The organism is Pedobacter superstes, from assembly GCF_037622515.1.
GTDB lineage: Bacteria > Bacteroidota > Bacteroidia > Sphingobacteriales > Sphingobacteriaceae > Paradesertivirga > Paradesertivirga superstes.
This window is the reverse complement of the sequence record NZ_JBBJCN010000001.1, coordinates 287,114-299,500: the sequence shown is the minus strand read 5'-3', so window position 1 is coordinate 299,500 and position 12,387 is coordinate 287,114. Positions and strand designations below refer to the sequence as shown.

10 protein-coding genes are annotated in these 12,387 nt (G+C 38.6%); 6 read left to right on the top strand and 4 right to left on the bottom strand.

Annotated elements, in window-relative coordinates:
- Window positions 1-110: 110 nt before the first annotated feature.
- The 5 genes from WG906_RS01415 to WG906_RS19385 all read left to right on the top strand — a co-directional run bounded on the left by WG906_RS01415 (window position 111) and on the right by WG906_RS19385 (window position 5,977).
- A complete protein-coding gene (locus WG906_RS01415; protein ID WP_339990728.1) occupies window positions 111-2,570 on the top strand; it encodes a bifunctional YncE family protein/alkaline phosphatase family protein in 2,460 nt (819 codons plus the stop codon).
- Window positions 2,571-2,614: 44 nt separating this feature from the next.
- Window positions 2,615-4,648 (top strand): TonB-dependent receptor plug domain-containing protein, encoded by a 2,034-nt coding sequence (locus WG906_RS01410; protein ID WP_339990727.1) that lies wholly within the window; start codon window positions 2,615-2,617, stop codon window positions 4,646-4,648.
- A 187-nt stretch (window positions 4,649-4,835) separates the two neighbouring features.
- Window positions 4,836-5,087 carry a hypothetical protein gene (locus WG906_RS01405; protein WP_339990726.1) on the top strand — a complete coding sequence of 84 codons (252 nt, stop codon included), beginning with the start codon at window positions 4,836-4,838 and terminating at the stop codon, window positions 5,085-5,087.
- 348 nt (window positions 5,088-5,435) lie between these two features.
- Complete coding sequence (locus WG906_RS01400; RefSeq protein WP_339990725.1) at window positions 5,436-5,633, top strand: hypothetical protein; 198 nt, start codon at window positions 5,436-5,438, stop codon at window positions 5,631-5,633.
- Between the two features lie 197 nt (window positions 5,634-5,830).
- Window positions 5,831-5,977: a DUF559 domain-containing protein gene (locus WG906_RS19385; protein ID WP_431844456.1), complete on the top strand. Its 147-nt coding sequence runs from the start codon at window positions 5,831-5,833 to the stop codon at window positions 5,975-5,977.
- A gap of 403 nt (window positions 5,978-6,380) precedes the next feature.
- Here the strand turns inward: WG906_RS19385 and WG906_RS01395 are convergent, their stop codons facing one another.
- The 3 genes from WG906_RS01395 to WG906_RS01385 form a co-directional block, all read right to left on the bottom strand.
- Window positions 6,381-7,628 carry a tagaturonate epimerase family protein gene (locus WG906_RS01395; protein ID WP_339990724.1) on the bottom strand — a complete coding sequence of 416 codons (1,248 nt, stop codon included), beginning with the start codon at window positions 7,626-7,628 and terminating at the stop codon, window positions 6,381-6,383.
- A gap of 1,231 nt (window positions 7,629-8,859) precedes the next feature.
- Window positions 8,860-9,021, bottom strand: a complete 162-nt coding sequence (locus WG906_RS01390; RefSeq protein WP_339990723.1) for a hypothetical protein — start codon at window positions 9,019-9,021, stop codon at window positions 8,860-8,862.
- Window positions 9,022-9,399: 378 nt separating this feature from the next.
- Window positions 9,400-9,705, bottom strand: a complete 306-nt coding sequence (locus WG906_RS01385) for a DUF6794 domain-containing protein (protein ID WP_339990722.1) — start codon at window positions 9,703-9,705, stop codon at window positions 9,400-9,402.
- 577 nt (window positions 9,706-10,282) lie between these two features.
- On the opposite strand from WG906_RS01385, the gene WG906_RS01380 reads away from it, so the two are divergent.
- A complete protein-coding gene (locus WG906_RS01380) occupies window positions 10,283-11,404 on the top strand; it encodes a PAS domain-containing sensor histidine kinase (protein WP_339990721.1) in 1,122 nt (373 codons plus the stop codon).
- Here WG906_RS01380 and WG906_RS01375 read toward each other — a convergent pair.
- The gene (locus WG906_RS01375) at window positions 11,375-11,872 is read right to left on the bottom strand and encodes a PAS domain-containing protein (protein ID WP_431844442.1); all 498 of its coding nucleotides are present in this window, start codon (window positions 11,870-11,872) and stop codon (window positions 11,375-11,377) included. The genes WG906_RS01380 and WG906_RS01375 overlap by 30 nt on opposite strands.
- Window positions 11,873-12,387: the final 515 nt, after the last annotated feature.

Below are 12,387 nucleotides of genomic sequence, written 5' to 3'. Positions count from 1 at the left end.
CGGCTCTGTTTTTATTTTAAAGAGCTTAGTTTAACAGATTATTTAAAATCAGTTAATATCTGTTCCCTTTCTTTGAAGTTTGTATATCAGCAGAATAAATTAATTTTTTTATGAGTTTTCTTTTAAAAAATAGTTTCAGAATTTTTAACCAGGCCTTATTATGCCTTGCAGTAGTTGGTGTAACTAATGCTCAAACCCCAACCAGACCTTCTGCTAATAAACAGGTGCTTCTTCCTAATGGATGGTCATTAAGTCCTGCCGGAAGATCAATAGCATTAGGAGACCTGCCTCTGAATATGGCTTTGTCGGCAAATAAAAAACTTCTGGCCGTTACAAATAATGGACAAAGCACTCAGTTTTTACAACTCATAGATCCAAAAACAGAAAAGCAATTAGATTCGGTGTCTATCGCCAAATCCTGGTATGGTTTAAAGTTTAGTAATGATGATACGAAGCTTTATGTGTCTGGCGGGAATGACAATATTATTATTTCATTTACTATTAAGAATAAAAAGTTTACTAAGCCCGATACCATCAAATTAGGTGAAGCCTGGCCGAAAGAAAAGATAAGTCCTGCTGGAATTGATGTCGACAACAAAAATAACAGGCTTTATACGGTTACAAAGGAAGATAGTAGCTTGTACATAGTTGATCTTATTACTAAAAAGACCATTCGAAAGCTAAAACTTTCTCACGAAGCGTATGCCTGTGTACTAAGTCCCGATAAATCGGAGCTTTATATTTCAATCTGGGGAGGTGACAAGCTTGCTGTATATGATATAAAACAAGAAAGAATGGTTGCTGCAATTATTACAGAGAATCATCCGAATGAGATTCTTACTACAAAAAAAGGGGAATACATTTTTGTTGCAAATGCCAATGATAATTCTGTATCGATAATAAATAGGGCACAGCGTAAAGTCATAGAAACAATCTCGGCTACACTTTTTCCGACAAAGTTAACCGGCTCTACAACTAATGGCCTTGCCTTATCAGCAGATGAAAAAAGCTTATATATAGCCAATGCCGATAACAACTGCCTGTCAGTATTCAATGTATCTCAACCGGGAAAAAGCGTCTCTATGGGCTTTATACCCACTGGCTGGTATCCCACCAATGTAAAAACGGTAAATAATAAAATACTGGTAAGCAATGGGAAAGGATTTTCGTCAATGCCCAATCCTCAAGGACCTCAGCCGGTTAAGAAGACTGATAACAGCGGTTCGCATTTAGGGAATACAAATTCAAGGCTGCAATATATCGGCGGTTTATTTAAAGGGACATTGTCTTTTATAGATCAGCCCAATGCTGCAAGGCTAAACACCTATTCTAAACAGGTGTACGCAAATACGCCTTTTAATAAGGCAAAAGAGAATGAAGCTCATAATGCTTTAGGAAATCCGGTTCCGGCTAAACCAGGAGATAAATCTCCGATAAAGCATGTGTTTTATGTAATTAAAGAAAATCGCACATACGATCAGGTGTTGGGTGATATGCCGGAAGGGAACGGAGATACTTCATTATGTATTTTTCCGGAGAAAATTACTCCTAACCATCATGCTCTTGCCCGACAATTTGTTTTGCTGGATAACTTTTATGTAGATGCAGAAGTGAGTGCCGACGGACATAACTGGAGCACGGCTGCATATGCTAACGACTATGTTGAAAAAACATGGCCCATAAGTTATGGTAACAGAGGCGGGACCTATGATTATGAAGGCAGCCGCAAAATTGCATACCCGAGGGATGGTTTTATCTGGGATTATTGTAATCGTGCCGGTGTAAGCTACCGTTCTTACGGCGAATTTACTTCGACCGGAAAGGCAAGTATTAAATCATTAGAAGGGAAGATATGTGTTAACTACCCATCATATAATCTGGATATAAAAGATGTCGACAGGATAAAAGTATTTAAACACGATTTTGATTCTCTGCTGGCTGTTGGTCAAGTTCCCCAATTTAATACTATTCGAATAGGGAACGACCATACCAGTGGACAGAGGAAGGGAAAGTTAAGCCCTATTTCGATGGTTGCTGATAACGACCTGGCTTTAGGTCAATTGATAGAGCATATATCAAATAGTCCTGTTTGGAAGGAATCTGCCATTTTTGTTTTAGAGGATGATGCTCAGAACGGACCGGATCATGTTGATGCGCACCGTTCTCCGGCTTTTGTTATCAGCCCCTATATAAAAATGGGTTCGGTAAATCATACGATGTATTCTACTTCAGGAATGCTGAGAACAATGGAATTGATTTTAGGCCTACCACCTATGAGCCAGTACGATGCTGCAGCAAAACCTTTATTTGACTGCTTTTCCAATCAGCCTGATTTAACGGCATACAAACTGCGATCTGCAGGTGTTAGTTTAGACGTAAAAAACACAGCAAATAATACAAGTGCAATACGCTCCGAAGCCTTCGATTTCTCAAGAGAAGATTTAGCCCCCGATCTGGATTTGAATGAGGTAGTATGGAAATATGTTAAGGGCGAAAATTCTATCATGCCTGCTCCAAAGAGAAGCGCGTTTGTAAAACTTGAAGCAAAAGCTGATGACGATGATGATTAGCATCGGTTTAAGCTTTAAGTGATTATCACCTTAAAAAATCCAAATTGAAACTTGATAAATTTTCATTATTCTTTTTAGTCTTAGCTGTACCTTTTGCATTACAAGCTCAGGAAGAGAGAAGTTCTTTTTCTGATACAGCAGGTACACTGAACGAAGTAGTAATCACCGCAACCCGAAAAGCTTCACCGGTGATAAGCAGCCCGTTCTCCATTAGTGTGTTAAAAGGAGAACAGATCAGCGACTTTATGTATCGGTCTGCCCCCGAAGCTCTTATGAGTGTGCCGGGCGTTTTTGTACAAAAAACAAATCATGGCGGTGGCTCGGCATTTGTAAGAGGCTTAACCGGAAACCAGACGCTAATCCTGGTTGATGGCATTCGGTTGAATAATTCTACTTTTCGGTACGGCCCCAATCAATACCTTAATACAATTGATCACTTTACTGTTAACAGAATTGAAGTTGTTAAAGGCAGCGGATCTGTGCAATATGGTTCAGACGCAATGGGAGGTGTAATTCAGGTATTAACTAACGACCCTGTGTATTCGCCGAAATCTCAGCTTAAAGGTAGTATAACGGGCAGGTATTGGAATGGAGATATGGAGAGAACAGGTCGTGGCCAGGCGATGTATTCGACCCGGAAATTTGCTGTAACAGGGGGACTAAGTTTAAAAAAATTCGGCGCCTTAATAGGTGGAGATACTACAGGCAGACAATCTCCTTCAGGGTATACCGAAACAGATGCAGATATAAAATTAAAATGGAAATTAGCTGATAATGCGGAATTAACTGTCGCACATCAACTAGTAAACCAACGTAATGTGTCTGTATATCATAAGGTGCAACTGGAAAATTTTTTAATTAATGAGATGGCACTCCAAAGCAGGAATTTGTCTTATCTGAAACTGAACCTCAATCACTCCAATTCTTTTTTCAAATCAGTAGTTATTACAGGCTCATTTCAGCAAAGTGCCGAAGAACGTAATAGTCAGAAGAATGGTAATGTCACGCTACGCAAAGAACGGGATGATATAAGTACAGCAAATGCTTCAATGGATGTTCTTTCTGAACTAACAAGGTATTGGACTGCAAATAGCGGATTCGAATATTATTATGATAAGATTGGCAGTTTTAAAGAAGAATTAAATACAGGCAACAACATATCTCTGCGTGGTCGCGGCTTATATCCTGATAAATCTGCGTATTCCAATGCTTCCATATATAGCCTTCATCACCTTCAAATAAAAAAGTTGAATGTAGAAGCTGGTATCCGATATAATTGGTTTAATGCTTCTATAACTGATGAAAAACTTGGTTTAGTGAAAATTACCCCAGGTGCAATGGTATTAAACACCGGTGTGAGCTACGGGTCAGGGCTACATCATGTGTATGCTTCATTCAGCAGTGGATATCGCGCTCCCAATATTGATGATATGGGCACTTTAGGGATTGTTGATTTCAGGTATGAAATCCCATCGTTTGGCCTGAAGCCGGAAAGAAGTAATAATACAGAAATAGGTTATAGGTTTCAATCAGATAAGTGGAAGAGCTCATTTGCATTATTCCATAACGGACTTAGTAATCTGATAGCCAGGGTTAAGTCTGAAGGGGAAATGATAGAGGGGTATAATGTATACCGTAAGGAAAATGTCGAAAATGCGTCTGTTAAAGGGGGGGAGGCATTTTTGCAATGGCAACCCGACAAAAGCTGGACTCTTAACAGTTTTACGGCTTATACGTATGGAAAGAATATTACTAAAAATGAACCCTTAAGAAGGATGCCTCCTTTTAATGGAAGTGCATCTGTAAGATATTCTCTTGACAAATATTACCTTACTACTCAGCTTTGCTGGGCTTCTAAGCAAAGCAGACTTGCGCAGGGAGATAGAGATGACAACAGAATTCCCCAGGGTGGTACTCCCGGGTGGAAAGTACTAAGTGTCTTTGCAGGCTATCAATATAAAATGCTACAACTCAGGGTAAGTGGTCAAAACTTGCTGAACGAGGATTATCGAACACATGGTAGTGGAATAAATAGTGTAGGCAGAAGTGTCTTAATCGAATTGCGTGCATCATTTTAAGAGACATTAGTAGATCAGGGCCTCATTTGCCCAGGATGACAACTTTATTGCATTGTGCAAAGCAATTCTTCTTCATCCCGAATGGATGATGTAGCTAAAGTCTCTTTAAGAATGTCGGGTTTTTATTAAGCATATAACTTAATATGATGTTAAAGTAAGCGACATAGTAAATGCCTTATTTTATTTCATGGAAAATGAATTTTGGATAAATGTTGAAGTTCTAAGCTTAGGAGGAAATATTTCTCTTCTGGTTATACCGAGAAGAAAACATTTTGAAATTTTATTAGATGATCAGGAGCTTGGCAGAATTTATAGAGATAAAGATGAAAAATGGCAAGACATGGATGAAACACTTCCAGCGAATGCCAGTCAAGCAATAGGGTTGGCAATTGAAGAATGTGTTTTTGGGCCGGTCAGTTTCTTTAGAATTGCAGGCTGAGCAAAGTTGATCCACCTCTTTATTTAAATATCATAGAGATCTTCGGAAAGTTTATGGAAAAAGAGGCGAGGATTGAAAGAATTTAAAGTACTACTTTAAGATTAGAACACAAGGTCTATTTGGCTTCTGGTGTAAGGTGGTAGATCTGAATTTACGTTTATTTAAATGTGCCCGGCTTCCCCCTTTCGGCTCTCTTATTTATTTTTAAGAAGTGCTTAGCTTAATAGAATAGTTAAGATCAGTTAACATCTGTTCCTTTTCTTTGATTTGAAAATTCTTCCTAAGGGGTGGTCATCATCCCTGCCAGAAGATCAATTGAATCAGAGGATTTACCATTAATCAAAGACCATGAACTACAAAAAACAATTAACAGAAGGAGTAAAACTTGTGTACGTTGGAAAAGGTTTCGAGCAGTTTCACATTGATTTTCCTTATATGGATTTTTTAGGATACGATACCCAGGGATGGGATGATATTTGGGTAGCCTATCGTGGGCGTAAACTTTTTATCAGCCGTCAAGATGTTGAGATACTGGAAGTGGCTTAACGGTGCAAGATCCTCACCAATCATTTTCAAGTACTTTTGCATGTATCTGAGTAGTAACACCAGTCGATTGTAATTATGGAGTTTGGAAGGAGCGATGGGCTTTCTCGCCTAAGGGAGAGATGTCGTAAGACAGAGAGGGTTTACGCGTTACAAGATTTACCTACATTCAATTCATGGAATAACAATTCAGAAGATACCTGAGAAAAGAATCCACTACTGGGGGAAAGATTTTATGGTTTCATTTTAGGAATCGGAAATTTCTGGATTTGAAAATCGACGGCAGCATCCTATTTGAAAATTTCGTAGCAGACTTCTATATCGATGAACTAAAGCGTTCACGATGATCAGGGACAGTCAAATGATGATGACTTTCGAGATCAGGTGCTAAAGTTCGAAGGCTATAGCATTTTAGAATTGATAACGCCTCCATAATTGATTATACAGAGGTTGCATTGGAATGGATAAGGATGAATTGGGACATTAATGCCTCAAATGAAAGAAGAATAACAAGATGGTTATTCCTGCAAAGTCTGATACCCTCTCTGCCTACGGCATCTCTTCCAGAGGGAGAGAAAGGCTCCCCCACCATGACAAACGCCTTAACTTAATAACATTGGTGTTTTCACCAATCCCAGCATTTCGCTGTTTATGTTTCCGATAGAAAGGCATAACGCCACGGCAGCTGAATAATAAAAACGCAGATTATTAAGATATTTAAAAATGGACATGAAGTAGTTTACCGGTTATTTAGCTTAAAAACAAAGGCACAATATGTCTCTCATACAGGTTTTGGGTTACATGGATAGCAACAATATCTTTATATTTTTTTAGCGCAGCGTAATAACGATCACCATTTTCTGCGGCAACTTTGTACGCAACATGCAGCAATTGTCTGAAATTCGGATTAAAATCGGGGTGCTGCTCATTATGGCGAAGGGTATTGGCAAATTTTTCACCGCTCCAGCCGCTTACTTCTTCTACACCTGGCAGTTTGCCTTTATTTACGTCAATAACCGTAGCGTATGGTCCGCAAAGTTCATCAAAACGGCCCAGGGCATGGGCGTAAATTTCTTTGGCAAGTTCCAGGGCCTCATTGCCAGCCTCGGCTAGACCAATCATTTCTTCCAGCCAGGTTGTTCCCGCGGTTTTTAAATGGATTCCGGAATTGTGTTTTTTTATCAGCCCGCTTATCGGCCGATAAAGCGAAAACTTGTCGCTTCCGGAATGTACGCTCAGTTTTAAGTTCTCAGGAAGGTCGAATTCTTTTATCGCATGTTTGATAACGAGGATATCTTCTTCAAATTCTTTAGCGAATTGCTGTAAATCCCCAACATAATCGACGCCCTTATTAAATCGGCCGGTGAATTTTGGAGCGATGGTTTGAGCTTTTATTTCATTATCAGCAAGCGCGCTCAAAATAAAAAATAACTCCACCGGTGTTTGCGGATCGTTTACTTCATCCATAGAAACCTCTGCGATAAAATTATCCTCGCCTTTGGCAGCGGCAATATGTTTATAGAGCTTTCCGGCTTCAATAGCTGCCAGTAAAAATTTATTGGCAATATCACGAAGCATATCGTCAGTTATTTCAAATTGTTCATCAATACCCGGGATAGAAAGACTTCCTGTATATTTTTTACGACGTTCTATAAATGCATTGATCTCGCTTTCAGAAGCAGCTTTACCTATATAATCCGCAACATCTAAAGTGAAAAAATCAGAAGTGTTGATAAAGCCATCTACAGTAGATAATGTGATATGATCAGCGTCCACCCGATATGGACCTGTCCAGCCTAAAGCTTTTACCGCAGCATCCGCTTCTGCACGTAATTCTGCAGGATAGGTTTTAACCGCTTTGTGTTCCCGGTTTGATTTGTTCCAAACCGGGGTGATATTAACACCCTGTTCTTTAGCCTTTAAAATGGCTTTTAACTGTGCTTCACCCTGATGTGCAAAACGATCGCCCATGCCGAAGGAAAATTTTTCCAATTCCATATCATGTCTGTACTAAGTAGATAAAACGGCTATTAATTAGATTTGTTTGGTAAGATTGTTTCGACGCAAAGACCATTCGGGAGCAGGTAATAATAAGATTCCGGCAATTAGCAAAGCGTCTACCGGTATAGAACAAAAACGGGTTTGAACAGGCGAGTGTGCAATCAAAACTATTTATTGTTATAATAAACCGAAATACTGCCAGGGGACATTTGTAACACTTTCAAAAACACTAAACTAATTGCGCGAACGAGGATATGTTGAGCATTTTAATTTAGAACCAACCCATTATCCCCTTGCAATAATCTTAGCCAGCCTCCATGCTTTGCCGGATTAACCGCCAGATCACAAACAGGGGTGCCCATTTGAATACCTAAAGACAGGATCAATGTTGTAGTATCTTTAATGGCAGAGGGAGGAGAATGTCGATGTGATTTATGGGCTTTTCTGTAGCCATAGGATTCTAAAATGAGTGCTCTAATAGGTACCGGACAGATTGGGCAAATTTGGGAAAAATTGGAAGGCATAAACTATAAGCGACTGTAATACAGATAATTTATAGGTGTTTGACTTCCTTGGAAGGTCCTTCGTGCGGGCCTACCTGGGCTCGAAGCAGGAACCAAAAGATTATGAGTCTTCGGGTATACCTTTTTTAGGGGCAAAAACTGTATTTCTGATATACAATAAGAGAATTTATGAATTTTTTAAGAGGATTAAAAAAGTTTTGTTGCTTATTTCTGAAGGTTAAATCAGCACTTCTTTAATACCGACAAATGGGGTGGACAGGTAGATACGTCCAATTATATACTTCAGTTAGTCTAAGCCCATCTATTGCTTGAATAAAGCAATTCTGAGACTTGAAATAGTATCCAATTGCCATACCTTTTATATCGTCAAACAATAATACCTCTTCCATATCTAAAGGTATTGAGTTCATCACTAATTTCCATTCCATAGTAACATAACCAACAAAGTGCATTTTGTTTTGATATTCTTAGGCTTTTAATATTACCGCAGCTGACCGCCTCTTCACTAATGTGTTGAATATACGGGCCTCGAAAGACATTGAGAATGCCTTTTTTAGATAAATAAAGGCATAAGCTTCTGAAACTCAATAATCAAAATGCTTCTTGGTTTCAAAAGATTGGAGATCTAAAGTCAAATGTATGTAAAACACAAAAGAGCCTCTAAAAAGGGGCTCTTTTGATAGGTAGATGGCAAACATTTTAGTTTAGGCAATAAATCCTATAAACTTGGAATTATATGCATGATTATTTCTAAGAAATTGTATGCTGGTAGCTTTAAACGCGTTCCTATCTTTTTCTAAAATAGCCTTAAATAACTTTTGAGTTTCATTTAATGCGGGCGAAATTTTTAGGTTAAATACTTTCATATAACTTACAATACATTTAATATGCCAAACGAGTTATTAAATGGTAACTGGTTTACTATCAATGTGTTTGTGATGGGTGTTCGTGTGTGTTCCAAACAGTAAGCACAAAAAATGATCGGTAAATGAGACAGGAAGTTTTAAAATCGTCCTGTAATTCTCAAGATCCAGATAATTTTAAAGCTATCAGAGAATATCATATAGTTTTATTTGAAATATGTCTGATTTATTAATCATGTATAGATACGGATCATTTTATTTTGTTGGTAAAGAATTCTGGTATTAAACTTCTGCTAAATTTTGTACCTCTGGCACGGGAGCAGAGAAGTTTACAGATTTATTTACATGTGATTAAGGAAAAGAGTGGATTTAGGACCTCTACTATATAACATCTTTTACCTGTGCATCCAAATCAATTGGGTTATTGGTTATAGTTCTATAGAATGAAGTAAGAACAATTGCATTCATATCATCTGCTTGTTCTATTCCTTTTTCAGAAAACCATTTAGCTAATCCGCTTTCACCACTCCATAAGCCAAATTCATTGCTTATGGATAATCCACCCCCAAAGCGACAGCCTTTTAGAAATTCGACCTCAGACATTTCCATTATTTCGACTTGATCTTCGGGAGTTACCCTTGCAATCATTGATTCAATGGCTTCGGGTAGGTTCGCGGGAATAAACATAGTCAGTTAACGTAGGCCAGAAGGAAATGTTACTAGTATTCAGGCTGGCTTAAATTAGATAAATGAGAAACCTAGTTTCGTGTTCACTATAGGAGTTTCCATCTATAAAGCATCCTCGCTAAAGATAAGCATGGGATTGCAACAAGAAAATGGACAAAATATTAGGATGCTAATATCCCAAAGTCACAGGGCAATGGAACGAAATCACGTATCCAAATTCCGCTAACCAAGGACATGAAACGCCTTGCTAACCGAACTTGCAGGTATCTTTACTGCCATTTCTTTCAGTTGCTGAAAAAACTGTCAGCCAGGAATAGGAGGAGTGCGGGTAGGAGGGAGAGGCAAAATTCTCGCTTAGTAATGAATACTTTAATCCCAGTTTCTAAATCATTTCGCTCAATTCAGCTTTCAGGGCTGCTGCGAAAACTTAATCAAACTCCAAGTGTCTTATGTTAGAACATATCTGATCCCTTTTTCCATGCAAATAAGTTAACCCACGGTTGATATCCCTGAAATGTATACATTTTATATCGTTCCCCTTGCAGGAATACCCCAATGTCATTAGTTAAATTTGTATATGAAAAGCACTAAATCTCTGAAAGACCAGATCGAAAAACTGAGAGAAGAGAACAGAAAATTAAATTCTGAGCTTTCAGATAAGAAAAATAGAGAAAATAGATTTAAAACCATTTTCGAAACATCGAAACTTGGCAACAAAATCATCTCTTCAGAGCTGGTTATACTAGAGGTTAATCCCGCTCTGGTGAAACTTTTAGGGTATGATGATGAGCAAGATGTTATCGGAACTAAAATTCTAGATTACTCCCCGGAAGATCATCAAAAACATTGGTCAACTCTTCAGAAAGAATTGTGGGAGAAAGAAACTCCATATTTCAATTTAGAAACCTGTCTTGTTAGAAAGGACGGCTCCATGGTGTGGGTTCATGTTACATCCGTGTTGTTTAAAGACGAGGGTGAAACTTATGGGTATACGCTTCTTGAAGATATTACCAGGCAATACCAGGAGAAGTTAAAGAAGGAGGAATTTATTTCTGTAGCAAGTCACGAACTTAAAACGCCTATAACAACTATGAAGGCCAGTTTGCAATTAATGAACAGAATGATTGGCGATGAGAAGGATTTTCCCTCAAAAATTTTAAAGCTATCGCAAGATGCGGAAAAGTATACAGCCAAACTATCTCATCTGGTAGGCGATTTGCTTAATCTGAGCAATTTTGAGCAAGGTCAAATGACTCTTAATAAAACTATGTTTAAGCTTTCTGATCTCTTAGACGAATGTTGCCATCATGTTCGTCTGGAAGGAAGGTATACTATAGCTTTTAAGGGGAACCAGTTTGTGGAGGTATTTGCTGATAAATATAAGATTGACCAGGTATTGGTAAATCTGGTAAACAATGCCATCAAATATGCTCCTGACTCTACAGAAATTATAATAAAAGTAGATAGTCTGAAAAACTTTCACAGAATTTCAGTTATTGACAAAGGAAAAGGTATTTCCGCAGCAAATATTCCCCATCTTTTTGAGCGCTACTATCAGGTAAATAAGAAGGGTAAAAATCCGGGTCTGGGCCTTGGTTTGTACATATCAGCTGAAATAGTCAGGTCACATGAAGGAGAAATAGGCGTAAAAAGCGAGTTAGGAAATGGCTCAACTTTTTGGTTCACAATTCCTAAATGACAAAAAAGGTGGCTTCGCCTCAATCAGCTGTTGATTCAAGAATTCCAATTGTTCATTGGTATTTGATGCGGCCTGTTCTTCATTTGCAACTGCCAACTCTTCATTTATAATTTGGAGTTTTTCTGAATTAGATGCCAGGGCCCGTTCCGAAAGCTTCCGTTCTGTAATATCCCGGGTTGTGCCAGCCACAGCTTCAACTTCGCCTTCTGCGTTAAGAACAGGATTAATGATGTAATCGTAAACGCGCCAACCGAGACTTGCATGCGGGAAAGACACTTCACCGCGTATGGGCTGCTTGGTTTTTTCCTTTATTTGGTTGATCTCTCGTTCATGCATTTCTGCATGCCAGGGCTCGCATCCGTTTTCTAATAATGTCTTACCAATAGTTTCCTCCGATGTTTTACCCCACATATCAAGCAACGCCTTGTTAGCATAGGTAAAGCGGTAGTTCAAATCAAATACATACATCAAATCCGGTGTGTCGGAAGTAATGGTTTCATATAATCGTTTTTGCTGTTCTGATTTTTCTGTAGACTCTCTTAAAGCATCTTCGGCCTGTTTTTTATCCTTAATATCACTAGCCGTGCCGAACCATTCTTTAATTTTACCCTCATCATCCAGAACTGGAACTGCCCGCGAAAACGTCCAGCCCGGTGTTCTATCAGCCCTGATTACTTTATGTTCCAGTTGAAAAATGCTTTTGCTACGGATGGCTTCATCACAGGTCTTGCAGCTCCATCTGGTGTTTGTATTTTAGAGGCCAACCTTAATCGTCGAGATAGTTAACGACAGATTTATGGAAATAGGGGCAAGTCCTCGAGGTAATTTGGAATAAATTTTATTTGGAGCCTTTTGCTGAAGCCAGACCTTAAAGGAGGATGCGCTAAATAGCTGATGACTTTCCGATTAATTTGCACATAGACTCCTGCGACTACCTAAGAGCAATTAAGCAAAACATTATTAAAAAAGGGTTGTACTATTTA